Annotated in this window: 22 protein-coding genes; 11 read left to right on the top strand and 11 right to left on the bottom strand. The window is 46.4% G+C overall.

All coding sequences use genetic code 11. The features are described from left to right. Positions 1–23: 23 nt before the first annotated feature. The 9 genes from rnc to F9K33_03230 all read right to left on the bottom strand — a co-directional run bounded on the left by rnc (position 24) and on the right by F9K33_03230 (position 7,223). Positions 24–824 (bottom strand): ribonuclease III, encoded by an 801-nt coding sequence (rnc, locus tag F9K33_03190; GenBank protein KAB2880980.1) that lies wholly within the window; start codon positions 822–824, stop codon positions 24–26. 18 nt (positions 825–842) lie between these two features. After that, positions 843–2,087: a beta-ketoacyl-ACP synthase II gene (gene fabF, locus F9K33_03195; GenBank protein ID KAB2880981.1), complete on the bottom strand. Its 1,245-nt coding sequence runs from the start codon at positions 2,085–2,087 to the stop codon at positions 843–845. Between the two features lie 130 nt (positions 2,088–2,217). Beyond that, complete coding sequence (gene acpP, locus F9K33_03200) at positions 2,218–2,469, bottom strand: acyl carrier protein (protein KAB2880982.1); 252 nt, start codon at positions 2,467–2,469, stop codon at positions 2,218–2,220. Positions 2,470–2,536: 67 nt separating this feature from the next. Continuing rightward, complete coding sequence (locus tag F9K33_03205) at positions 2,537–3,289, bottom strand: 3-oxoacyl-ACP reductase FabG (GenBank protein KAB2880983.1); 753 nt, start codon at positions 3,287–3,289, stop codon at positions 2,537–2,539. Between the two features lie 31 nt (positions 3,290–3,320). Beyond that, positions 3,321–4,256: an ACP S-malonyltransferase gene (gene fabD, locus F9K33_03210; protein ID KAB2880984.1), complete on the bottom strand. Its 936-nt coding sequence runs from the start codon at positions 4,254–4,256 to the stop codon at positions 3,321–3,323. 12 nt (positions 4,257–4,268) lie between these two features. Next, the gene (locus tag F9K33_03215; GenBank protein ID KAB2880985.1) at positions 4,269–5,273 is read right to left on the bottom strand and encodes a ketoacyl-ACP synthase III; all 1,005 of its coding nucleotides are present in this window, start codon (positions 5,271–5,273) and stop codon (positions 4,269–4,271) included. Positions 5,274–5,328: 55 nt separating this feature from the next. After that, positions 5,329–6,345 carry a phosphate acyltransferase PlsX gene (plsX, locus tag F9K33_03220; GenBank protein KAB2880986.1) on the bottom strand — a complete coding sequence of 339 codons (1,017 nt, stop codon included), beginning with the start codon at positions 6,343–6,345 and terminating at the stop codon, positions 5,329–5,331. A gap of 165 nt (positions 6,346–6,510) precedes the next feature. Beyond that, a complete protein-coding gene (locus F9K33_03225) occupies positions 6,511–6,693 on the bottom strand; it encodes a 50S ribosomal protein L32 (GenBank protein KAB2880987.1) in 183 nt (60 codons plus the stop codon). A gap of 23 nt (positions 6,694–6,716) precedes the next feature. Next, positions 6,717–7,223: a DUF177 domain-containing protein gene (locus tag F9K33_03230; GenBank protein ID KAB2880988.1), complete on the bottom strand. Its 507-nt coding sequence runs from the start codon at positions 7,221–7,223 to the stop codon at positions 6,717–6,719. Positions 7,224–7,400: 177 nt separating this feature from the next. Between F9K33_03230 and guaB the strand changes: the two genes are divergently transcribed. Beyond that, positions 7,401–8,888 carry an IMP dehydrogenase gene (gene guaB, locus F9K33_03235; protein ID KAB2880989.1) on the top strand — a complete coding sequence of 496 codons (1,488 nt, stop codon included), beginning with the start codon at positions 7,401–7,403 and terminating at the stop codon, positions 8,886–8,888. A gap of 254 nt (positions 8,889–9,142) precedes the next feature. Here the strand turns inward: guaB and F9K33_03240 are convergent, their stop codons facing one another. Beyond that, the gene (locus tag F9K33_03240; GenBank protein KAB2880990.1) at positions 9,143–9,319 is read right to left on the bottom strand and encodes a nucleotidyltransferase family protein; all 177 of its coding nucleotides are present in this window, start codon (positions 9,317–9,319) and stop codon (positions 9,143–9,145) included. 201 nt (positions 9,320–9,520) lie between these two features. Here F9K33_03240 and F9K33_03245 point away from each other — a divergent pair, with 201 nt between their 5' ends. From F9K33_03245 to F9K33_03280, 8 genes are all read left to right on the top strand, one after another. Further along, complete coding sequence (locus F9K33_03245; protein ID KAB2880991.1) at positions 9,521–10,741, top strand: amidohydrolase family protein; 1,221 nt, start codon at positions 9,521–9,523, stop codon at positions 10,739–10,741. A gap of 223 nt (positions 10,742–10,964) precedes the next feature. Continuing rightward, complete coding sequence (gene aroF, locus F9K33_03250) at positions 10,965–11,978, top strand: 3-deoxy-7-phosphoheptulonate synthase (GenBank protein KAB2881004.1); 1,014 nt, start codon at positions 10,965–10,967, stop codon at positions 11,976–11,978. A 207-nt stretch (positions 11,979–12,185) separates the two neighbouring features. Next, positions 12,186–12,779, top strand: coding sequence for an NUDIX hydrolase (locus F9K33_03255; GenBank protein ID KAB2880992.1), 594 nt, complete (start codon positions 12,186–12,188; stop codon positions 12,777–12,779). Continuing rightward, complete coding sequence (locus F9K33_03260; protein KAB2880993.1) at positions 12,760–13,590, top strand: hypothetical protein; 831 nt, start codon at positions 12,760–12,762, stop codon at positions 13,588–13,590. The genes F9K33_03255 and F9K33_03260 overlap by 20 nt, the downstream gene beginning before the upstream one ends. Positions 13,591–13,607: 17 nt before the next feature. Beyond that, positions 13,608–14,258, top strand: a complete 651-nt coding sequence (locus F9K33_03265; GenBank protein ID KAB2880994.1) for a hypothetical protein — start codon at positions 13,608–13,610, stop codon at positions 14,256–14,258. 63 nt (positions 14,259–14,321) lie between these two features. Next, positions 14,322–15,398: a hypothetical protein gene (locus F9K33_03270; GenBank protein ID KAB2880995.1), complete on the top strand. Its 1,077-nt coding sequence runs from the start codon at positions 14,322–14,324 to the stop codon at positions 15,396–15,398. A gap of 190 nt (positions 15,399–15,588) precedes the next feature. Continuing rightward, positions 15,589–16,596: a hypothetical protein gene (locus F9K33_03275; protein KAB2880996.1), complete on the top strand. Its 1,008-nt coding sequence runs from the start codon at positions 15,589–15,591 to the stop codon at positions 16,594–16,596. A 140-nt stretch (positions 16,597–16,736) separates the two neighbouring features. Then, on the top strand, positions 16,737–17,291 hold the full coding sequence (locus F9K33_03280; protein ID KAB2880997.1) for a hypothetical protein: 555 nt from the start codon (positions 16,737–16,739) through the stop codon (positions 17,289–17,291). A gap of 132 nt (positions 17,292–17,423) precedes the next feature. Here the strand turns inward: F9K33_03280 and F9K33_03285 are convergent, their stop codons facing one another. Then, positions 17,424–20,537, bottom strand: a complete 3,114-nt coding sequence (locus F9K33_03285; GenBank protein KAB2880998.1) for a CHAT domain-containing protein — start codon at positions 20,535–20,537, stop codon at positions 17,424–17,426. Between the two features lie 140 nt (positions 20,538–20,677). Between F9K33_03285 and F9K33_03290 the strand changes: the two genes are divergently transcribed. Both F9K33_03290 and F9K33_03295 read left to right on the top strand, forming a co-directional pair. Next, positions 20,678–24,148: a hypothetical protein gene (locus F9K33_03290; GenBank protein ID KAB2880999.1), complete on the top strand. Its 3,471-nt coding sequence runs from the start codon at positions 20,678–20,680 to the stop codon at positions 24,146–24,148. Further along, positions 24,145–25,678 (top strand): hypothetical protein (locus tag F9K33_03295; protein ID KAB2881000.1); only part of this gene is annotated, 1,534 nt, incomplete at its 3' end. The genes F9K33_03290 and F9K33_03295, both read left to right, overlap by 4 nt.

Consider the following 25,678-nt stretch of genomic DNA (forward strand, 5'->3'; position numbering starts at 1 on the left):
TAACACCTCATTCGATTTGATAACTAATTCCGTTTGATTTTTTTCAAAGCCTGCCGCGCAGCTTGCTGCTCAGCATCTTTTTTTGTTAACCCTTTACCGCTTCCGTATACAATCTGTTTTATGAGAACTTCTACTGTAAATTCTTTATTGTGCTCCGGCCCTTCCTGATTGACAACCGTATACGCCGGAATTCCCCGGTCCTGTGCCTGAGACCACTCTAATAGCTCGCCCTTATAATTAAAATGCAGATCATCGCTTAATATCCGGTCCACGTTATGCAAAACGTGCCGTAAAATAAATTTTCTGGATGCCTCGTATCCACTGTCGATATAAACAGCACCGATAACGGACTCAAGCACATCCGACAAAATTGAGGCGCGTAAACGACCGCCCGATTTTTCCTCGCCTTCGCTCATCAGAATAAATTGCCCCAACCCGAGCGCTTCGGCTTGTTGAGCCAATACTTTTTTATTCACCAGAAGCGATTTGCTCTTGGTCAGATCGCCTTCGTCCTGATGAGGGTATAAATTATACAAAAATTCACCGGTAATCAAATTCAATATTAAATCGCCCAGAAACTCCAGTCTTTCATACGAACGCACCCGTTCTTCATTCATGATACTGAGATAGGAACGATGTTTGAGCGCCTGGATAAAAATATGAGGATTGTATATGGGGGATTCGATCGTTTTTTCAAACGACTTTAATAATTTTTCGTGTTTCTTAATATCTTTTTCAAAACCCAAATGCCACCACAGGCGTCTGAAATAAACCATCCTGTTTGATCTCAACAAAGCCGCGAGTATGTTAAACTTATCAGGCATGAAACCTATACGTGACCGCTATGGCTCGTATCCTTTTACTGCAAGACAGGTGTTGTGCCCGCCAAATCCAAATGTATTGCTGATCGCCGCCTTGATCTTCCGCTCAACCGCTTTATTCGGAACATAGTTCAGGTCACAATTCTCATCCGGAAATTCATAATTGATCGTGGGCGGTATCACGCCCTCTTTGACCGCAAGCGTAGTCGCAATGAACTCGACGCCGCCGGCTGCACCCAAGAGATGCCCGGTCATCGATTTTGTCGAACTAACCAGCATCTTGTATGCATGATCGCCGAAAACAACCTTTACCGCTGCGCTTTCATTCTTGTCATTGTATTCCGTTGACGTTCCGTGCGCATTGATATATCCTATATCTTCCGGTTTAAGTTCCGCATCTTTCAATGCCAAAGTCATCGCACGCGCCGCGCCTTCGCCGCCTTCGGCAGGAGCCGTGATATGAAAAGCATCGTCGGTATACCCGATCCCCGCCATCTCTCCATAAATCGTCGCCCCCCTATTCAACGCATGGTTAAGCTCTTCAAGCACTACGACGCCCGCGCCTTCGCCCATAACAAATCCGTCACGTTCTTTATCAAACGGACGGCTCGCACGCAGCGGCTCATCATTACGCGTGGATAATGCCTTGAGCGAATTGAAACCGGCAACGCCCATCCGGCAAATACCCGCCTCCGCACCGCCGCAGACCATTGCATCCGCATCGCCGCGTTCGATCAGGATGAACGCATCGCCGATCGCATGGCTCCCCGTTGCGCAGGCAGAGACTGTGGCGTAATTCGGCCCTTTCAGTCCGTGAATGATCGCCACATGCCCTGCGGCGATATCAATGATCATCATGGGAATAAAAAACGGGCTGACGCGCTGAGCTCCTTTTTGCAGATAGGTTTCGAATTGATCTTCAAATGTGCTGAATCCGCCAATTCCGCTTCCGATGATACATCCGATGCGGTTAGCATCCAGCGATTTCACATCCAGCTTGGCGTCGTCAATGGCCATTTTGGAAGCCGCAACGGCAAACTGGCAAAAGCGATCCATTCGGCGCGCTTCTTTTTTGTCAATGTAATTAGTCGGTTCAAATCCTTTGACCTCCGCAGCAAATTTGGTTACGTGATCTTTCGTGTCAAAAAGAGTGATAGGTCCAACGCCGTTACGCCCTTCTTTCAATCCCTGCCAGAATTCCTGCAGGCTGTTGCCGATCGGCGTTACCGCGCCTAAACCCGTAATGACAACTCTACGTTGTTTCATAGGACACTCCTTTGCTGCAATCGCATGTGACTAAAATTTCTTTATACATAAAACCCGTAACCTGATCAAAAAAAATGGCTAATCGGTTGAAAAGACAACTCTCAACGCACTTAGCCATTCAAATCAATCATTACTTTCCGAGTTTACCAACCAAATACTCGATCGTCGAACCGACCGTCGTCAATTTGGCTGCTTCTTCTTCCGGGATCTTTTCTCCAAGGCTGAAAGAATCTTCAAATTCCATCACGAGTTCTACTTGGTCAAGCGAATCTGCTCCCAAATCTTCGACGTATGAGGCTGCCGGGGTCACTTCGCCTTCGGTCACGCCTAATTTCTTAACTATGATCTCGGTGACCTTTTTGGTAATTTCTTCTTTTGTCATTTCCTGTCTCCTTGTGGTTGTTTAAAGGATCTGGTTTATTTTAATTACGAAATTAATTTTTTTGTTGTCATCGGATTACTCTGCCGCCGTCAACCTGAATGACCTGACCGGTAATATAACTCGATTCGTCTGATGCCAGAAATTTTACCGCATAAGCAACTTCCACTGCCGTTCCCGCCCGGTTTAATGGAATAAATTTCAAAATGTCCGCTACCATTTGCTCTGTAAAATCTTTCGTCATATCCGTTTTGATATATCCCGGAGCGATCGAGTTAACCGTAATCCCGAATGGCGCAAGTTCCTTCGCTGTTGCCATCATGAGCCCGTCCATACCGGATTTGGAAGCGACGTAGTTGGCCTGAAACGGATTGCCGCCGAGAGCAACTACCGAAGACATATTAATGATCCGGCCTGAACGCTGCTTCATCATAATCTTCGCGGCTAACTTTGTGCAATGGTAAGCGCTTTTCAGATTGTTTTCAATGACCCAGTCCCATTCACTTTCATCCATACGCGCAAGCAAACTGTTCCTAAAAACGCCGGCGTTATTAACCAGTATGTCCACCCGGCCAAATCTATCTACGGCCGCGTCAAATAATTTCTTCGCTTCTTCAGGTTTAGATACATCCGCCTGTATAGAGATCATCTTTTCCGAAAACCCTGCGTCAATCAATTCTTTTTCGGCAATTTCAAGATTCTCTTTCGTCTTGCCGTTTAGTACAATGCCTGCCCCGCTTTTTAAAAAACATTCGACAATGGCTTTCCCTATACCGCGTGAAGAACCGGTCACAATCGCAATTTTATTTTCCAAAGAACACATTACATTATATCATTTAACAATGAACATATACCTAACTAGTAACTTTATCCAAGTCGGTAACTTTTCCGATACATTCACATGCTATGCTTTTATCAATTCTTTTGATCAAGCCTTGCAAAACATTTCCGGGGCCGATTTCGAAAAAAGACGTAGCGCCGTCCGAAATCATATTTACAATCGTTTCGTGCCACTTGACTGGCGCCGTGATTTGCTCCACGAGTAATTTCTTAACTTCGTCTTTTGAGGTAGTTGCCTTTGCGGTAACATTGGCATAGACAGGAACACGGGCGTCTTTAAGCGATACGGTGTTTAATTTTGCATCGACTTCCGTTCGTGCGCTTTCCATAAGCGGAGAATGAAACGCCCCGCTTACAACGAGTTCTTTAACCATTCTGGCGCCTTGCTCTTTGGCCATAACCATTGCCTTCTGAACTCCGGCGACCGATCCTGAAATCACGATCTGGCCGGGTGAATTAAAATTAGCGCACTGCACAATACCTGTTGTGTAGGCTTCGCAGCAGATCTTGCCAAGCGGTTCCGCATCCATCCCGATCACGGCGGCCATCGTGCCTTTGTTCTGCTCTCCTGCGCGTTGCATCGCCTCTGCGCGAACACGCACAACCTTCAACGCATCTTCAAATTGCATTACGCCGGCCGCAACCAACGCCGAATATTCGCCCAAACTATGTCCGGCCGTCATATTAAAAATAACTTTGTCCTCCCCATACTTTTCTCTGAGAATTTCCAATACTACAAGACTGTGTACGAATATCGCCGGCTGAGTTATCTGCGTTTGTCGCAGCGAATCTTCCGGGCCTTCAAACGAAATTTTCGCTAAATCTAATCCCAGAATATCATTAGCCTTCTCATACATTACTCTGGCTATCGGAAATTGATCGCACAGATCTTTCCCCATGCCAACGTATTGTGAACCTTGTCCCGGAAATACAAATGCAACTTTACTCATATACTCTTAATCTTAATATGCCCATTTCACTAAAATACTGCTGCAGGTAAATCCACCGCCAAATGCAGCTATCACGACGTAATCGCCTTTCTTTATCCGACCGGCAGTCACCGCTTCCGATAAGGCCATGGGAATCGTTGCCGCAGTCGTGTTGCCGTATTTTTCAATATTGATAATAACCTGATCGTCCTTTAGTCCCATGCGCTGCGCTGCGGAATCGATAATGCGCTTATTCGCCTGATGCGGAACAAATAAGCCGACATCTTTTCCCGACAAACCGTTGCGCTCCACAATCAACGCGGATGCTTCCGACATGCCTTTGACGGCGTACTGGTACACGTTTTTTCCATCCTGGTAGATGGTATGCATTTTTTTATCAACAGTTTCATGCGTCGGAGGATTCAAACTGCCTCCGCCCGGCATATTTAGATATTGCGCCCCATTGCCGTCAACGGTATTATAATAATCCAGAATGCCCAATTTCTCATCTTCCGATTTTTCCAATAGAACAACGCCCGCGGCATCTCCGAAAAGAATACATGTGTTGCGGTCCGTATAATCAACAATCGAACTCATTTTATCAGAACCGACAACCAATACTTTTTTCGCCGACCCCGACTCGATAAATTGCGCGCCGATAACTAATGAATATGCAAAACCGCAGCACGCCGCCGATACATCAAAACCCCATGCTTTGGACATACCCAGCTTTGCCTGCAGTAAACATGCCGATGCTGGGAACAACATATCGGGCGTTACCGTGCCGAATACGATCACATCGATGTCGTCCGGATCGGTTCCCGTTTTTTCAAAAAGTATTTTGCAGGCCTCCGCTGCCATATCCGATGAGGCTTTTCCTGCTTCCAGTATATGACGCTCTTTAATACCGGTGCGCGATGTAATCCACTCGTCGGTGGTATCTACCATCTTTTCAAGTTCCTTATTGGAAAGAATTTTTTCAGGAACCCAGTGCGCAACACCGGAAATTTTTGCTCTGTTTTTTTTACCTAATGACATTTTTTACCTTATCTCCGCCGTGATCTACGCTGGTCGTCAAGGGAGGATAATTCTATTATGATAATATGATTTTTTCTCGAATAACTTCGTTGATTTTTTTTTCAACCATTTCTTTAGCGACGTGAATGGCTTTGTTCAATGCTTTGGGTGAAGAACTGCCGTGGCCGATGATCACGACGCCGTTGACGCCCAAAAGCGGCACCCCGCCGTATTCCTGATAATCCATATCCTTAAATACGCCAACCAGTGCAGGTTTTGCTAATAACATCATAAGTTTATATTTGAAATTTTTTTGCGCGACCGAGCGAAAACGGGATTTTAGAAAACCCGCAACGCTTTCTCCGAATTTGAGTACTACATTTCCGACAAACCCGTCGCATATCACCACATCGGCTGTGCCATTTAAAATATCGCGGCCTTCCACATTGCCGGCAAAGTCAAACAATTTTTTTTCGCGGAATAATTCGTTGGACTTAACGGTAAGATCATCTCCTTTATTTTCTTCTTCGCCGATGCTGAGCAACCCCACTTTTGGGTTTTCTATATTGTACATGGCGTGGACGTACACGCTGCCCATAAGCGCGAACTGAAGCAGATGGTTGGGTTTGCAGTCCACGTTCGTACCGATATCCAGAATCAGCGTTCTGCCGTTCATCGATGGAAAAAAAGCGCCAATGGTCGGGCGCGCCACTCCTTCAATTCGTCCTAATCTCATCAGTGCCACTGCCATTACAGCGCCCGTATTGCCCATACTGACAAACGCATCCGCTTCGCCGCGTTTAACCATCTCCATCCCAAGATGCATGGACGATTTTGTTTTTTTCGTCAAGGCCGATACCGGTGATTCGTGCATCTCGATCCACTCGTCGGTATGAACAATCTCTAAATATTTTCCAAGCAGCGCATCGCCATGACAATGATGAACTCGTCTCAATATCTTTTCTTTTGGACCCGTAAGAACGATCTGATGCGGCTCATTCTTATCTTGAAATTCTTTCGCCGCCAAGACAGCACCGTCAACAATATGTAAGGGGGCCTCGTCGCCTCCCATTCCGTCAACTATGATTTTCATGGTTTCTTGCGGTCTGATTCTTGATATGTTTGCAAATTGGCCGCCGCCAATATAGAAAACTTTTCAACATTTATCAATTACAACTTGCGTGTATAAAAAATTTGCCTGACGTGTTACATTGATAACAAAATCAGGCAATCTAAAAAAATCGTCGGTAATCTCGCGTTAGGCTTCTTTAGCCACGACAACCTGACGGCCGTCATAATACCCGCAGTTCGGGCACATACGATGGTGCATTTTTGGCTGAGCGCAGTTGGAACATTTCCCGACAGACGGGCCGTCAATTTTCCAATGCGTCCGGCGTTTGTCTCTGCGTTGTTTCGAATGTCTGCGTTTAGGATTTGGCATTTTGTTCTCCTGCTATGTTTTTTTCAATTGTTTGCATTCATTTGCATAACTGCGTGTTCGCATAAAGCTTCATTTAGATTAGCTCCACATTCCACACATAATCCTTTACAATCGTCCTTACATAAAATCTTTATCGGAATTTCCAATAACAGCGTGTCACAGACATCTTTGTCCAACGCAATCTCGTTCGCCTTATGTATTTCGATCAACCTTACTTCCGATTCGGTGTCATATTTTTCACGGTTTGATTTCAAATCCGTATAGGCTACCTGAAACGCACCGGTGATCATGTGGCGCGCATCCTCGAGGCAACGGTCGCATAAAAACCGCGCGTCCGATGCGGCATGTAACTTTACATAATATAAATGACTGGTTTTGTTCAGCACTACATCCGTTACAACCGGCCGATCAAATACCTCATGTCCTTCATAATCCGTGAGTCCGAGTCCTATATCTTTTGCGGCGGTTTCGAAATGAAATCGGTATTCGCCGTCTTCCAGATGCAGAATTTTCTCTAATTTGATCTTCATTAAATCCCGTAAATTCAACTTGATAAACGACTTATCAAAATTAGGGGCAGAAGATAGTTTTTTTTAGTCTTATTGTCAAGCAAAATTCCTTCACAAAAACGCTCATTTCACTTGCGTTTTTAAGGCTGTTTGAATACATTCGTGCCCCAAGAAAACGCCCCAAAGGAGTTGATCGACATGAACCCAGAAGCCCGCAAAGAAGACAAAGTGATCGGTGAAGGCCTGACCTTCGACGATGTTCTCATCATGCCTCTGTATTCCGAAGTTTTGCCCAATACAGTGGAACTCCAAACACGCCTCACGAGGAATATTTCTTTGAACATGCCTCTGGTGAGCGCCGCCATGGATACGGTAACGGAATCGGAATTGGCCATCGCGATCGCAAGGGAAGGCGGTATAGGCATGGTTCATAAAAACTGCCCGATTGAATATCAGGCCTCTGAGATAGACCGCGTGAAACGATCCGAAAGCGGCATGATCATGAAGCCGATCACTATGACGCCCGACCATAAATTGTACGACGCGCTGGAATTAATGAAAAAGTACAAGATCAGCGGAATCCCGATCACGTATGCGGACGGGAAACTGGCAGGCATTCTGACCAATCGCGATCTTCGTTTTGCCACGAATTACGATGAAAAAGTCGATTCGGTTATGACCAAGAACAACCTGATCACCGCCAAGATCGGGACGACCCTAGAAGACGCAGAGAAACTGCTGCATAAACACCGAATCGAAAAATTACTCGTGGTGGACGATCAGTATATTTTGCAGGGCCTCATCACGGTCAAAGATATTCAGAAAAAGAAAATGTATCCCAATGCATGCAAAGATTCACATGGGCGATTGCGCGTGGGCGCGGCGCTCGGCGTAACGAGAGACGCCATGGATCGCGCAGCGGCATTGGTCGAAGCCGGGGTGGACGTGCTTGCGGTGGATACTGCGCACGGCCATTCCAAAGGCGTGATTGCAACCGTTCGCCAGGTCAAACAGAAATTTCCGCAAATCGAACTGATCGCAGGAAATATCGCTTCCGCCGATGCAGCGATGGAACTTATCAAAGCAGGCGCGGACGCCATCAAAGTAGGAATAGGGCCGGGTAGCATCTGCACAACGCGCGTGGTTGCAGGCGTTGGCGTGCCGCAGATCACCGCCATCATGGAATGCGCCAAGGTCGCACATATGGAGAACGTTCCCATCATTGCCGACGGCGGGATCAAACAAACCGGCGACGTTGCCAAAGCCATCGTGGCCGGGGCGGACACCGTGATGATCGGCGGTTTATTTGCAGGAACGGAGGAAAGTCCGGGCGAGTCGGTTTTGTACGAAGGGCGTAAATATAAAGTCTACCGCGGAATGGGTTCTATTTCGGCGATGCGTCATGGTTCACGCGACCGCTATTTTCAGGAAGATGAAATGGACACGAATAAACTCGTGCCCGAAGGCATTGAAGGGCGCGTACCATTCAAAGGCAAACTCAGCGACGTCGTGTATCAAATGGTCGGAGGATTACGCTCGGCGATGGGTTATTGCGGAGCAAAAACTATCGGAGAAATGAAAACCAAAACCAAATTGATCAAAATGACCGGCGCCGGGCTTAAAGAAAGCCATCCGCATGATGTCCTAATTACACAGGAAGCACCGAATTATCAGGTGGGCAGCTAGAGTTCTTTTAATTTAATAACGTCTAAACGATCCTGGTCTCTTAGAGAGTTTGATTTCAGCTCAATTAACTTCAGCTTGTCCAGATAAGGGATTTCCCAATCTTCAATTTTGAAAAACCGGATATTTTTTCTGTAATCTTCAAATCGTTTGCCTGACATTCGAACAAATATATCGATCGGAAACTTTTCAATAATCCGCAATGACCTTCTTCATCAGTAAAATCTGAATTTTTCAGCTAGCGCGCGAAACCCTCATTATACTGAGAGAGAACTGCCAATCTTCGAAATATTCTCTTCATTATGCTCAACCAGAATATCCACGTCCTGGGTGGGCCGTATATATCCATTGAATGCACACGCAAACCCACCGACAGTAATGAACTTAATTTCATTTTTTACCAGAAGGACCAACAGTTCTTCGTATACGTTCATGCTTTTGTTCTGTTTTTTGAAGGCCGTTTTTTTCCAGAAACTCATTCAATTCGGAAATGATTTCGGTTGGTCGCTTGGAACTTTTCCCGACGGTTTTTCTGATATTTTCGTTTTTCATCTAATCAGTTGAGAATGAATTTTTAATTTACTAATTAATATACGACGTCTGAACGCCCAATTCCAAATCAATCTTTTGTTGATATGAAAATATTTCTTACCGATTGGATTCTCCCCATCACATCTTCAAAGATCAAAAACGGCGCGGTCGTCATCGACGACTATGACCGTATTTTAGACTTCGGCTCACGGCAAGACATTCTAAAAAAATATTCGGATAAGAATATTCAGGTTGCCGAATCGAAAAACTCCATTATCATGCCCGGCCTTGTCAATGCGCATACGCATTTGGAGCTCTCTATGATGAAAGGCGTTATTCCGCGCGGATTGAATTTCAGCGACTGGGTATTTGAGGCGATCACCAAACGATTTCAGTTCAATGAAGCAACCATTTCCGCCGACTGTGAAAAACAAATCAAAGCGCTGGAAGACTGCGGCACCGTTGGGGTCGGCGATATCGCCAATCATTCTGCAACGTCTCTGCCCTTACTGGAAAAATCAAGCTTGTACGCCGCCGTATTCAATGAGATCACCGGCTTTTCAAGCGCGGTCGCGCAGAATCGATTTCGAGAATTTGTCAGTAAAATCCCCGAAACACCCGATAATAAAATAAGGCAGGCATTGGCGCCGCACGCGCCCTATTCCGTATCGCCGGAACTTTTTAAATTAACAGCTGAATATAATGGCGATTCCAAAATATCAACCGTTCATTTGGCTGAATCAAATGACGAAATCGAGTTTTTGTTATCGGGTTCCGGCAGCATGAAAGAAATGATTCAAAAGATCGGCCGATGGGATGACAACTGGAAAGCGCCAAAAACAACTCCTGTTTCCTATCTGAAGAAATTGGGAATTCTGAATTCTAAATTATTAATTGTTCATGCGGTACATGTGACTGATGATGATATTGAATTACTCCGGTCTCATAGCGTCCATATCTGTTCTTGTCCGCGAAGCAATGTACAGATCAATGTTGGCGGCACGGCGCCGATAGAAAAATATTTGGATGCCGGATTGAATGTATGTTTGGGAACGGACAGCCTTGCAAGTAATGACGATCTGAATCTGTGGAATGAAATGACTTTTTTCAAATCCATTCATCCAAAAATCCAGGATTCAATAATCCTTCAAATGGCTACGATCAACGGCGCTCGTGCATTGGGTTTTGATCAACATATCGGCAGTATTGAAAACGGGAAAGATAATGCTCTAGTATGCATTGAAAGCGGAAAACCGATCAACGATCCTGAATCATTTCTGCTTTCGGGATATGATAAATTTACCAGCATTAGCAAAGTCATTTAACACCTCTGTCTTGTTTTTATTCATTATTCATTATTCATTATTCATTATTCATTCATTTCATGTTATATGTTCTCAGCTTAAGTAAGAACTCACCGGTTACAATATATTATTCTTTTCCCCGCACTTCGCCTTCCCAATCGCGCCTTGACTACAATGGTTTTTATATTTAAGTTTATTTCATGAGACGCCGGAAATTTTGTTCAGCAAAGGAATCTGTTCTATGATGATAGTAATAATGGAGAAAAATGCCTCCATTAAACAAATTCAGGATATCTTGCAGTTTGTCGAAGACAGCGCCTGTACGCCGCACGTATCTAAAGGCGACGAAAACACGGTGATCGGAGTCGTCGGTGATGAACGCGGGCTCGTATCGGACAAAATTCAAACCATGCCCGGCGTAGAAAAAGTCATTCCAACGCAGAAACCTTACAAACTCGCCAGTCGGGAATGGAAAAAAGATAACACGATCATCCGGGTCAATGGTATTGAGATCGGCGGCAACCGCATCACGATCATTGCCGGGCCGTGCGGCGTGGAGAGCGAAACCCAACTTCTGGAAATCGCTCAGATCGTCCGAGATGCAGGCGCGCACATTTTACGCGGAGGCGCATTTAAGCCGCGCACCTCGCCGTACAGTTTTCAGGGATTAGGTGAACGCGGATTGGAACTACTTGCCAAGGCGAGAGAAAAAACCGGACTGGCCGTGATCACGGAAGTGGTCAATCCCAATCAGGTCGAACTCGTTGCGCAGTACGCAGACATCCTGCAGATCGGCGCGCGCAATTCGCAAAACTTTGCATTGCTTCAGGAGGCGGGCAAATGTAATAAACCCGTTTTTCTTAAACGCGGTATGATGTCCAATCTCGAAGAATATCTCATGTGCGCGGAATATATTATGGCCAACGGTAATTATAACGTAATCTTATGCGAACGCGGTATTCGCACCTTCGAAACTTCAACGCGCAACACCATGGATATTTCCGCGATACCGATGATCAAGAGTTTATCTCATTTGCCCGTATTTGCCGATCCCAGTCACGCAACGGGCAAACGCTCTCTGGTACCGCCGGTGGCAAAAGCCGCACTGGCCGCAGGCGCCGACGGACTCATGATCGAAGTTCACAATCACCCTGAAAAAGCGCTTTCCGACGGCGCACAGGCGATACTACCGGAGGAATTTGTTGCGCTGATGCAGAATCTGAAACAACTGAGTACCGTCGTGGGAAGAAGTTTGTGATCAGTCTCAGAGATCATAGAGAAAAAAGCTTGCAAGTAACCTACTACTCAGAGTTAAAAATGTCATTCTTGTAAGAATCTTTTTTGAATGAACAGTTGTTATACTTGAAAAAAGATTCTTTCAGAATGACAATGCCGGGGTGAGTCGACATGATAGGCAGATAAGTTATTCTCCGTGAAACTCTGTGCGTGATTTTTGTGTAGAATTATGAACGAGATCAAAACAGAAAAAAATTTACGGGAGACCGGCCTGACGTCCGAACAGATTGTCGATGGCCACCTGATGAAAGCCTGGCGTGATGAAGTTCGCCTGCCCAACGGTAAAACGGCCGTGCGCGAATACATTCGCCATCCCGGCGCGGCAATTATGATCCCGCTCTTTGCCAACGGCGACACGATTCTCGTCAAACAATTCCGTTACCCGGTGGGAAAAGTTTTTATCGAATTGCCCGCGGGGAAACTGGACGGAAAAGAACCGATGGAAGAGGCCGCGCAGAGAGAACTTGCCGAAGAAGCCGGATTCACAAGCGATAAACTCACGCTGATCGCGGAATTCTATCCGTGCATCGGCTACAGCAATGAAAAAATGTGGCTGTATCTCGCCGAAGGCCTGAAAGAAGCGGACGCGATCACGGATCATGACGAATTTCTTGAACTCATGCGCGTTCCCTTTATCGAAGCGGTAGCGATGGTTCGGCGCGGCGAGATCGACGATATGAAAACAATTGCGGCTATACTGTTGGCTGATTCTTTTTTACAACAACGGAAGAAAGGAGGCGGTGATGGCAAGGTCCTTTCATGATAACGACCGTGATTGGGAAAACGAAAAAGAAGGCGACGAAGAAGAACCCTGGAAAAAAGCGCACGAGGAGTGGAAAACCAATATTGAAAAGGAAGCCCTTTCCGATTCCATGATCGCGTCGGACCAATCCTTTGCCGATTCCTTGCGCTATGCCTGGGATGAAAACGCATGGGAGAAATTCATACAATCCCTTGACAAAGAAGGCCTGCGCGTCATTGCTTTTTACGAAAAATACTGGAGCCATTCCGACCGGGACCGCATGGTCGAAGAAGCGATGGCGATGTTTTACGTACGGGAAGCCTTCAAACAAAAAAAACCGGCAAATGCCAAAGAATATTATTTTAAATATTATATCGAGCGCGAACTCCTCGACATGGGCGTCTTTGATGAAGGCTTTCAGGGATTTCTCGACGCCAAAGAAAATTCGCTCTACCGCATTTCGGCGTACCGCCTCTCGCGTGAATTTTATAATCAGATCCGCGCCTGGGTGCACTCCCTTCTGCCGGAGATCCGAACGCACAAATTGCTGGAAGAACTTCAGAACACGACGTCTGCGGCGTGCACGAAGCTGGCCGGCGCGCACGTCATGGGTTATCAGCCGCATACCATCGGCGGCAATATCGCCCAATGCAAACGCGCGCTGAAAGGCATGAGCCGGGCGATCGACCTCTTGTCGGAGATCCAGCATCTAAACTGGATGGATCAGGATAAATACTTTTATTATCAGGAGATCGCGACGGAGGCACGCAGCGCAATTGCGATTCGAATTGTAGATCTGAGAAACCAATTTTTTGACGAGACCTCCTCGTAAGCCAAACGTTTTTCATCATGCATCAAGAATTTCGGAACCCCACGCCAGGCAATCCTGCACATAAGCTGTATGAAGAATACTTTGTACCGGATTCGCGCGGCTATCAATTCATCAGAAATTTTCATTCCAAATATATCCGTGAATTATCCCGGACGGAATTTGAAGATTTTGATGCTTTTCTAAATCAGATTTTTGTCAATCTCACCAAGATCGTGTTCGCCCATATTGAAGGGCCGCAAGAACACTACGTGATCAAGGCAATGTATTACCAATGCTGGAATATAATCTATCGCCTGAAGCGAGAACGAAAGATAATGGTACTGGAAAGCGCAGGTACCGTTTTTTCTGAAGACAGTCCGGGTGAATCCCCCATCACACTTCAAAAATCAGACACAGCAGATCCGCTGGAATCTACGGAAGCAGCAGACCTTTTTGAACTCATTACAACATTCAAGACGAGACTTAAAAACGACGACATCCGTATCCTTAACGGGCTTATCGATCAGAAAGAACTAGGCTCCCTCGCGAATGAGCTGCAACTCGAGTATAATGCGCTATGCGTAAAAATAAAACGTTTGCGGGGAAAACTCGCGCTGTTTTTAAAAAAGTTAGGATATCAGGATAGAACGACCCTACGCTATTTAAAAAAAAATAAAAATATTTTGTAAGTTTTTTTAATCCGGTAACACTCTTAACCATGACCGGAAGAACCTAAACTTAAAAGAGGAACTTTGGAAACTACCAACGACATAATTCAACGATTTTCAGAAGCGCTGAAATCGGGCAAAGGACATCTCAATGAGCCGGTCCTTTCGCTGTATATCAATTTTTATAGCGGATTAAGCAGCCGGGAAAAAACATTTGTTGAAAATCATCTGCAGCAATGCCGGGAGTGCAGCCGTTTATACGAACAGGTCTTTGACGACGAGATTGATCTCGACATCGGCCATGTTAATGTCGTGCTGGAAACGGCAGCCCCTGACGGAACTCCCGGCGCAGTCGTCTTGAACGATCCAGAGAAGGGATTTACGCTGATGGTTCGCAAAGAAGCGGGATCATTTTCCATGTCCTTTACTACATTGCCAAAAGAATTCGAGCGGCAGAAGATGCGGATCGTAATTAATAATACTTTCCTTCGACTTGTTTCGGTTGAAAAAAATAAACCGATCCCGCTTGCGGAAAATTCATTACCCAATGGGCAATTTCATTCTTTTGCGATCACGGTTGTGCCGCAAAAGGTGAGCGAAATTCAAAAAGAACTGCGGCCTTTATTCATCCGTTACACACGGTATTTAGCTGCAGCCGTTCTTATCGTCGTAGCCGGAGCCGTACTATACGAAAATATGAATCAGCGTGGGGAGAAATTAACGACCGTTGAAACAAAAACTGAAACAACGATTGATTCTCTCGATCATAAGAAGAAAACGGATATTCCGGAAAACAAAAAAGAGCCTGAACTGAAGAAAATTCCTGAAATCGTTCTCACTCCGGTTTTAGCAGATAATTATAAACCGAATGACGTGCTGGAAACCTTCGTTCACCGGAAGTACCGCGCCGGCGCGGCGGAAGTCATTGCGCCCAATAACGCCGATACCCTGTTCTCTCCGATCCGTTTTGAGTGGAAAGAAATGGAAGGGATCCATTCTTTTATCGTGGTGGTCGTGGATAATAAGAACGAAGAAATGTGGCGCGGTTCGACGGAGTCATACGAACTGACCTGCGGGCAGAAATTCGGCGCCGGCCTGTACTACTGGATGCTTAAAACGGACGGGGATATTCTGAGCGTAAGGAAGTTTTTTGTGAGGTAGGTGCGCCTTCCAGTACGAATAATGATGTCAAACTCTCAAGAAAGAACGGTGCGTTATGTTTAAAAAGTCATCAAATCTTTCAACTGCGCTTTTGTCCATACTATGCATAATATTATTTGGATGCGATTCACACAATAATGCCAAAGCAACATTTGACAGAGCTATTAGTGATGTAAAGTCTTTAAATGATATGATAATAACTACGGATGGAGAAATTCTTATTACCGGAAGCAAAAATAGACCTCTTGGAGATTCACTGGTAGACGATGATATCGTTTTGACAAAACTTACCGATGACGGCGAACTTGTGTGGTGCAACAAATACGAGACGATCGGTTATTATGGATATGGCCAAAGCTTGCTTGAGACATCAGACGGGTATGTGGTTCTAGCCTATTCTTCGGATGACACGAGTGATGAGACAAATATGATGCTTATCAAAACCGACAAAAAAGGAAAAACCTTGTGGTCTAAAACCTGTTATACACCCGCGGACGAGCGCGTTCAGGCAGTTGTACCCACTCAAGATGGCGGATTTCTTATCGCGGGAAGAGTAGTAACCAAGGGTATTTACTTAGCGAAAGCCAATTCAATGGGCGATACTCTTTGGACTAAAATACTTGCATCTTCGAACGAATACACCGTTTTTTCGATGCGAACAATTCCCGATAATCATTTCGCTATAACCGGCACGACGAACAGAAATGGATATAACCAGATATATGTCCTTAAAATCGATGGAGCCGGCAATCAGCTCGAATTCAGAACCTACGGTGAATCAGGCCACAGCACACACTCTTATGATCTTGCCATCAGCGACGGTAGTGTATTATTTGGAAGCAAGGATGACTACCCTTATGTGGTCAAAACAACCTTTGACGGCGACACGGTATGGTCAAAGCAAATACTTGACATCTCAAATCAAGGTATTGGTGGGGCTGTTGTCGTGAATAGCGAAAATGATATATTTATTGTGGGATCGAATTGGGTAGATGGTAATGAACGAAGCTATTTTATTAAGTTATCTTCATCCGGTGAATTAATCTGGTCACGTGTCTTCACTGATTCGGCGGGTTATAATATGAGGGCATCAAGATTGAAACCGTTTGGCGACGGATTTTTAATTGGAGGAACACGTCTTGGCTCAGATCTCCAATGCTTTCTAATCAGAACGGACAGCGAAGGAGAGGAATTCTAATCGATGCGTTTCTTAAAAAAAGGAGGTATTTTGAGTGTAAGGAAGTTTTATGTGAGGTAGATGGAAACTTGTGTTGTTTTTCTAGGAAACCGTTAACTGTGTCTACTATCGTTCTAAATAGTAGGATAATCTTAAGATATTTGATTGCCCTATTCAATGTTGCTCTAATGTTTTCCTGCAGTAAGAATGACGGCCCCAAAGGTTCTGAAGACTTTCATTTCGGACTCGCCGATTCAGTGGAAATTGATACCTCGATCTATGTCGTGAATTGCTACGAACACGATACCCTGTCTCTACTGCCAATTGAAGACAAAATGCTGCTCTATTTGATCTTAACTGATAATGACGGCGATTATTACAACGGAGTCTGTTTACAATTATGGCTACGTACGTATAAGTATTATCCGGATTTGTGTTATCAACTGGCGGCTTGTGATTCCATTGGAAAGAACCTGTATTTCAGAGTGAGCGGCGTTCAAGACTATGGTACTTTGCCGGGAGTTATGTGCCCGCTAGCTTTTGGGCGAGCAACACTATTCAAGCAATATCCTGTTTCAGCGCAGACGTCAAAGATCGTTATTGTCAAAGGGGCCTACATCGACAGGTACGCGTTATCTGTCACATGGAACTCATTTCAGGTTCTGCCTATAGACACCAATATTTCAAAATTAGAAGGATTTTCTGACAGCAGATAATTAATAAGGAGAACCGGCAAACGACATTCAAAGATTACGGAACGAGAAGAGGTTATTAAGCAGGAGTTTTATATCGCGGATTTGAAATCCGCGATACTGAAAATACAGAGTTGCTTAAAAAAAATACACAACTCACCTCCCTATCAGCACAAACGCGCTCCAGTCCGCGGGATACGCGTATTTTTTTTGCCGGATGAAATCGAGTTTGGCTTTGCGTAAAGACATTGACAGATCGTTACCAGAGAGAACGTATTCATAAAATTTTATCATCAGTTCAGACGCCGACTCGTCCCCCAACTGCCACAGCGAAACCAGCACGTTCTTTGTGCCGGAGTAAATGAATCCGCGCGTGAGCCCCATGATACCTTCGCCTTTGACCACCTTGCCTATGCCGCTCTTGCATGCGCTGAGCGCGACCAGTTCCGCATCCAGTTTCAGTCCGTAGATCTCGCCCGCATACAATATCCCGTCATCCGGTGATACCGAATCTTTCTGCGAAAAAATGATCCCGGATAATTTCGGATTGGATTCGTTGATGAACCCATGACTTGCCACGTGAATGAAACGGAAATTTTCGGCGGCCGATTTGAAGCTCCCCTCCCCGGCCCGGTCTTTGACATAAATTTGTCCCCTGCGTCCGTTTTTTTCAAATGACTGCAGGATCTCGTTCACTTCTTTTTCCGTGTACGGCAGTTCCGCGAAGCGCGTGCCCAACATGGTCACGTCACGGGTCGTCGTGTCCGCCGCCGAACTCTTAATGTATCCTTCGGTCAGGCTGTCGGAAAAAACCGGCGCAAATCCTAAAAATCCGCCGCCTTCTTTTTTATTCTGCGAAACGATCAGGCCGGCGGAATAGTAATAACTGATCGTAAAGTTTCTGATAAGATAAGGCAATTGAGTGAAATCAATGCCTTTGAGAAAATTCACCTCTTTGGTCAGCAGCATGTCAAAGGGCAGGTAATTCAAAATGCCGTCGGGAATGACGATGATCCTGCCGCCGGACTTGAGTTCCTGCGTCACCGGGGCGATCAGCCAGCGGTAAGCGCGGTACGCCGCCGGAGGATATCGTTTAAAATCAAGGTCCGTGACGGAGCGGCGCACTTCGGACACTACGGATTCGAAGGCCGTATCTTTCGGAAAGGATCGGAATGCGAACTGCGACGCATTGAGCGTAAATATAAACAGCGCGCTGTCGCCGGTAAAATATTCCACCAGCGTCGCATCGCCTAATCGTTCGCGCACCGCGGCCATAGTTACCGGATGCGGACGATACTTCAGGCGGAAGTAATTGGGATAATCGTATTCCAGTGAACGAATCAATCGATCGTACTCGGACCGTAATGCAAACACACGGTTCTCATACTCCTTGATCTTTATGGTGTCTTTGCTTTTGTTCCCTGCCTCCTTTTCGATCTGCGTATCGTAGAGCGACAATTTCAGACGGAGATCCTTTTCTTTTGCCAGCAGGCTGTCCGGGATGCCGGCAAATTTACGCGCATCTGCGTCGAACATCGCTTCGAGAAGCACGCCCGCTTTGCTTTTTTCGGAGAATTCGAACGCTTTTTCAGCGTAGATCAGTTCGCCCGTCAGCTGATACAGCCGGTGGCAGACGCGTATTGCGTTCTCGTACTCGTTCTTCGCTTTTTTCCCGAGAAAAAGTTTCGATCCCTCCGCGCGGTAACTGTATCTCATGCGGTCGATGAGTTCGGATATGAGTTCAAATGTTTCCAGCGATTGCTCCAGCGATTCTCTGCTCTGCAATTGCAGAAATTGTTTTTCAAATAATTCCGCCTTCAGGCTCAGCGCGTCAAAAACATCCGTCTCGGAAAGCGTATCGGACAGAACCGGGTTGAATGTACCGGAACTGTTTTTACTCATTCCAACAACCGACCGCAGAGAATGCTGCGCCAAACGAAGCGCTTCGTCTACGCGCCCTTGCCGCTCTTCGATCCTGGCCAATCTGCGATAGGACTGCGCAACCAACGGATGGTTTTCGCCGTGAATTTCCTGAAAAAGTTCCCATGCGCGCCGGAATGATACGCCCGCGCTGTCGTACTTTTCTTGTTCAAAATAAACGTCGCCGATCGACAAATAACCTGTTGCAACTTCTACATGGCGCTCACCGTAGATCGCGCGGTTCATAGCTAGTGCCTGCTCATATTGGCTGAGCGCAAGTTCGAATGATTTTTTTTCTTTGTAAACCTGGCCAAGATTGTTATAGCTCATCGCGAGAAACGGATTGTCTCCCTTAAATATTTTTTTCCGAATGACAAACGATCGGTCATAATAATATAGTGCCTGATCGTAGTCCTCCTGATTGGAGAAAAGTATTCCCATATCGTTGTACGTATTGGCGACGTCGGGATGTTCCGGGCCTAAGGTCTCCATTCGAATGGACAACGCCTTTTTATAATAGGTCAGCGATTTTTCTACATCGCCTTTGAGGTCGTAGACGATGCCGAGGTTGCTGTAGATCGTGGCAACGCGCGGATGGTTTTCTCCGAGCGTTTGTTTGATAATATCCAGCGCTTTGGCGTACATTGCTTCCGCGTTATCATAGTCCGCCATAATACGGTACACCACGCCGAGATTAATATAATTCGAAGCGATGCCCTTGTTCCGCGCCCCCAGCGCGGCGATGCGAATTGCCAGCCCTTTTTTATGATAGTTAATCGACTTTTCGTAATCCCCTTTATAGTAATACACGATACCAAGATTCGTATACGTGGCGCCGGTCGCCGTTCCGTTGTCGCCGAATTTTTCAGACCGGATCCTCAGCGCTTTTAAATGGAATTCCAGTGACTTATCGTATTCCCCCATAACCTGGTACACCACAGCCGTGGATGAGTATGCGTTGGCAACTTCCGGGTCATCCTGCCCCCATAGAGCTGTAGCGGCGCGGGCAAAACTGTCGCAATACAACAGCGCCAGATCGTATTTGGCGATCATGCGGTAGGAGACGTTGGTAAGGTCGAGACATTCAACGTAGCGTCTCCAGGCTTTGTGCGTTTGGTATAACGAACCGGCCATCCGGTACCGGACGATGGAACTGTCATACTGAGATTCATTGTAAAATTTATCACCGGCGGCAAAATACGTATTCGCCAGCGTCGTATCCCGTGTGATGTCTTTTTTCAAATCCTGTGCATTTTTTTTCTGGGCAGTAACGCACGGAAGTGAGTAAATCAGGAAAAAACCGGAAAAGACAATTCCATAACAAATTTTCAAATACATGACCGTCCTCATTGTTTTAAAAGCCGGTGTAGATTAACTTTTGGAATATAGCCATTTTTGACAATTTTTGAATAAAAATTGTAATTTTTTTCAACTCAAATACACTATCTGTTCTATAGGCCAAATCCCAATCCTTCTAAGGAAACTGTTCTATGAAAAACAAATACTTACAAGTAACACTTGCGACGCTGTTACTCAGCATTGCTTTTTTTGTCAGCATCTCATCTTCCGGCATAGACAAAAACAAGTCCGGAAAGCTCCGTTTACGCAAGCCCGACATCGTCGATCTTGTTTTTGTCAACTACAACAACTGGTCGTATGTCATGCGGAATAACGGGAGTTACATGTATGACGCACCCGACGCCGATCACAACAGCAATAATGCCGGAGGGATATTCCCCCGTAGCTCCGGTGTAACTATTGTCTATGCAGGTGGAGTCTATATCGGTGCGCTCAAAGACGGTATCCCCGTAGTGAGCGAAACGGAATTTTCCACTGAATTTCAGCCCGGGAGGATCGTCAATAACGGTGTTTCCTTCGAATCACTCAAAGCCGAAGACCCTCTGCTTCCGTCATTAAAAGTTCACCTCATCGATCGTAATGACACTAAAGATTGGCCGGAAGAAGCCCTGCGCGATCAATTTGGTAGCCCTGCTCTCATTGCCGATGCGCAGACCTGGGCAGTGTTTAATGATCTTGATACCTCACTCAATCAAGAATCTCTGCAGGAAAGCCCCAATCCGGGATTAGGTATAGAAGTTGTTTTGGAATCGTATGCATTCAACGCGCCGAAGATCGGCGATGTGGTGTTCTTGCGATATACTCTTGCCAACAAGACGACTGCAGATTACACACAGTCGTATTTCGCCAGCTGGATGGATGCCGACGTCGATAATGCAACTAATGATATCGTCGGAACGGACACCGCGCGCGGTATGGCATTTGTATACAATATTAGCAATGAGCCGGCCGGAGATAAAGTGGTTGGGTTTGATATCCTACAAGGTCCCGTCGTTCATGATACAGAGATCCCGGCACGCGATCTCCTTCGAAATCAAAATAATAAAACGAAACTTACCTATGACCTTGACAAAAATCGCTTCGTCAAAAATAATCTTCCGAGTGGCCGTATTGCCTTAGGAGCCGTCAGTTCTAATCTTTACTCCGGCGGAATGGATCCGGTTGACAATAAAGAACGTTACAACCTCATGCGCGGCGCTGAAAAGTCTACTGGCATCATGAAGTTTGGCTGCGGCTTAGATGACTATTTTGTTTTTCGCGGTAATCCCCTCACCGAACAGGGAACTTGCGATGTTGCAGGAATCAATAATCCGAGAGGAGGCCTTTTTGCTACGGCGGCGGATCAGCGTATGTCGATCGCCACCGGCCCGTTCACGATCAAGGCCGGCGAGTCGCAGGAAATATGGGTTGGCGTGGTCGGCGCATCGGGAAATAACCGGCTCGATGCTGTTGCAAATTTATTTGCCACCGATGATATTGCGCAGTCATTTTTTGACGCCGGATTCCCCTCTCCCGCGCCACCGGAAATTCCGAATCTTTCGGTTACTGCTTTAGACGGACGCGTATCTCTCACCTGGCAGAATAATGCCGAACTCTCCGATGACCTCGCCGGTGACTTACTCGGTATCTCCGTTGCCAATGGATATAACGCCGATTATGTCAAACGTGATTTTCAAGGGTATCGTGTGTATCGGAGTCTCACCGGGTTGGATGGAAGTTTTCAGCTCCGGGCGCAGTACGATGCGGTAGATACGCTTGGACTTCTGTCGTATCGATTTCTAAATAATAATTCAAATCTTGAAATTGCCGAGTTGAATTTCGGTACCAATACCGGATTGCGATACAGCTTCATCGATTCCAATCTGACCAACGGACAGAATTATTTTTATTCCGTCACGGCGTACGACGCACAGCCGTATATCGCAGGGCCGGACAGTATGCTTTTTGACGGAAAATTAATTCTGAAACCCTCAGGCATCCCCGTGTCCCTCGAATCGTCTATCTTGTCAAATACCGTGTCCGCCGTGCCGCAGAAACTAAGTTCGTCATTCCGCTACGATGCGATGGCCGATTCTTCCCATGCCCGGCATATTCAAGGCGTCTCTGATGGCTACATCGAACTTGAAGTGGCTAACCCCGCCGCGGTAGTAGATGCCGACTACACTGTGGAATTTTATGAACTCCCGGATTCCGTCAATGGCAAAGCGGTAATGTACAGCGGATCAACGCATGCCGGCCAGCTTGTTTTTCGGGTTATGAAAAATTTTTCGCCGGTTATGTTTTCAACCAAGGTAGACGATAAGAATACATGGATCGACGGAGGTAACGGCATTTTGGATCTGGACGGGAACGGTAACCTCACAAACGGCGATCAGGTCTTTGATGATCGTTTATTCAGCACGTCAATTGCCATTCCAGGTACACCGTCTATGGAACAGTTTGATATTTGCGAAGGTGTTTTGGTGAAAGCTTTTAGACCCGAGTTGAAAGGTGTGTCCGCTATATATACAAATGGACCGCAATACACGACGGCAGGTCTTGCGGCCGGAACGCGCTGGTTCAACAGTGTTAATTTTGGTTTACCTGATGGGCTGCTTGGCGGAGGCGTAGGCCTTGCCTATGGTTTCTTTGGGTCGCCGATTGATCCTGCTGATTTGAAGACGATAGAGCTTCGTTTCTCACGCACAGTATGGCAAACGGCTTACGGCCATACGGGCGCGTTTGGAAATAATAATGAATTTTTCCCTGTTCCGTTTACCGTGTGGGATGTGGATCAGGAAGATGCTTTGCCGGATCGCCGGCTGAATGTTATGTGCCGCGATGGTAGTGCATTCAACGGTAACGGCTGGTATTTGGATAACGTTTTTGGAGGTGACGGTTCAGGGCCGTATCAAAGAAACTATGCGCACGTGGTGTTGTCGGATTATGATTCAACGGTAGGATCACTGACCGGGCTGAACGCCGGAAATACAGAGACCATTTGGTCAACGGCACTTACTCCGCGTGAACGTGTAGCGGCAGTAGGCGCACCGGCTGACGGATTTACTTGGAATGATCTGTTGAAAACAGCGCGCACGGTAGGAAGCCCGAGCGGAACGACGGTTGATGCAACGGAAAGAGATGCCATTTATGCTCAGATTCCGGATGAAGGGATATTGAAGTTGACGGCTCCGAATTTGCTCACATCCGAAGATCAATTCTCTTATTCCACCACGGCTCGTACCGCTGCCTCAAAATCCGACACAAAACGCGCGATGAAGAACATCAAAGTGGTTCCTAATCCCTTTTACAAGTATTCATCCTTCGAAACTTCGTTGAACAAACTCATCAAGTTCACCAATCTCCCGTCATCGTGCACGATCAAGATATTCACCGTAGCAGGTGATCTTATTCGCACATTGAATCATAACTCAGCTTCGGACAATGACCGTGTGAATAACCGCCCGTATGATGATTCTTACTCACCCGCAGACGACGCGACTTCGATCGAACGATGGGATTTGAAAACCGCCAACGGCCGCTATGTGGCAAGCGGTATGTACATCGCGCTCGTGGAATCGGCGGAAGGAAAACGATTAGTTAAATTTGCGATCATACAATGAAAACTATTAACCGCCTGCCTGCGCGAAGCGCTTCGGCGAAGGCAGGCAAAGGACGCAGAGAACGCGAAGAAAATCTGCTGCGTTTTGTGGTTAGAAAAGGATTTATTTACAACCAATTCGCAGCAAGGTGCCTTATGAAAAAATATTTACTGATTCTCATTATTGCCATCGTCGGCGTCATTTTATTTACGAATGCTTTTACACGCGAAGGCACAACGAAGAAGATCCGTCTCCGCAAACCCGATATCGTCGATCTTGTTTTTGTCAACTACAACAACTGGTCGTATGTCATGCGCAATAACGGAAGTTACATGTATGACCCGATTGACGCCGATCACAACAACAACAAAGCCGGAGGAGAATTCCCACGAGGGTCCGGCATCACGATCGTCTATGCAGGTGGAGTCTATATCGGCGCAATCAAAGACGGTGTTCCTGTTGTGAGCGAGACGGAATTTGCCACGGAATTTCAGCCCGGCAGAATTATTAATTCAGGAGTTTCTTTTGGCTTGCTTAAAGCCGAGAATCCTTTGTCTCCGTCACAGCAGGTTTATCTCATTGACCGGACACGCGCCGGCGAAGATTATCATAACTGGCCGGAGGATGCATTACGCGATCAATTCGGCAATCCCGCTTTGATCGCCGATGCGCAGACCTGGGCGGTTTTCAATGATATCGATACATCTCTAATTTCCGAACCCCTGAGCGAAAGCCCGAATCCGGGATTGGGGATACAAGTCACCATGGAATCGTACGCATTCAATGCGCCGAAGATCGGCGATGTGGTTTACTTTCGATTTATACTCGAGAACAAAACGGATACACCCTATTCACAAACTTATTTCGGTGCCTGGAGCGATCCGGACGTCAGGCCCAACGCCGCTAATGATCTACTTGGAACAGACACGTCACGCGGAATGGTATTCGCGTATAACAACACTAACGAAACACCAAATGACAGAGTTGTCGGATTCGATTTCCTGCAAGGCCCCGTCGTTCATACATCCCAGATACCTCAGCGCGACCTGAATAGGTACCAAAACAATAGGACTGTACTTAACTATGATCCTGAACAAAATCGCTTTGTTCCTGAAATACTTGATGCAAATTTGATCGTCTTGGGTCCGGTTACTTCTTTTTCGTTTGCCGGCTCGCTTGACCCGGTTGATAATATGGAACGTTACAACCTCATGCGCGGCGCTGATAGGACAACCGGCAACATGAAATCTGGCTGTGGCCTTGATGACTATTTCGTTTTTCGTGGTAATCCTCTAACAGAGCAAGGAACTTGTGATGTCGCAGGGAGTCATAACCCCCTTGGAGGCATTTATGCTACCGCGGCGGATCAGCGTATGGCGATCGCCACCGGCCCATTCGCGATCAAGGCGGGAGAGTCGCAGGAGATATGGGTTGGCGTGGTCGGCGCATCGGGAAATAACCGGCTCGATGCTGTTGCAAATTTATTTGCCACCGATGATATTGCGCAGTCATTTTTTGACGCCGGATTCCCCTCTCCCGCGCCACCGGAAA

The organism is bacterium, from assembly GCA_008933615.1.
In the GTDB taxonomy this organism is placed as follows: domain Bacteria; phylum CLD3; class CLD3; order SB21; family SB21; genus SB21.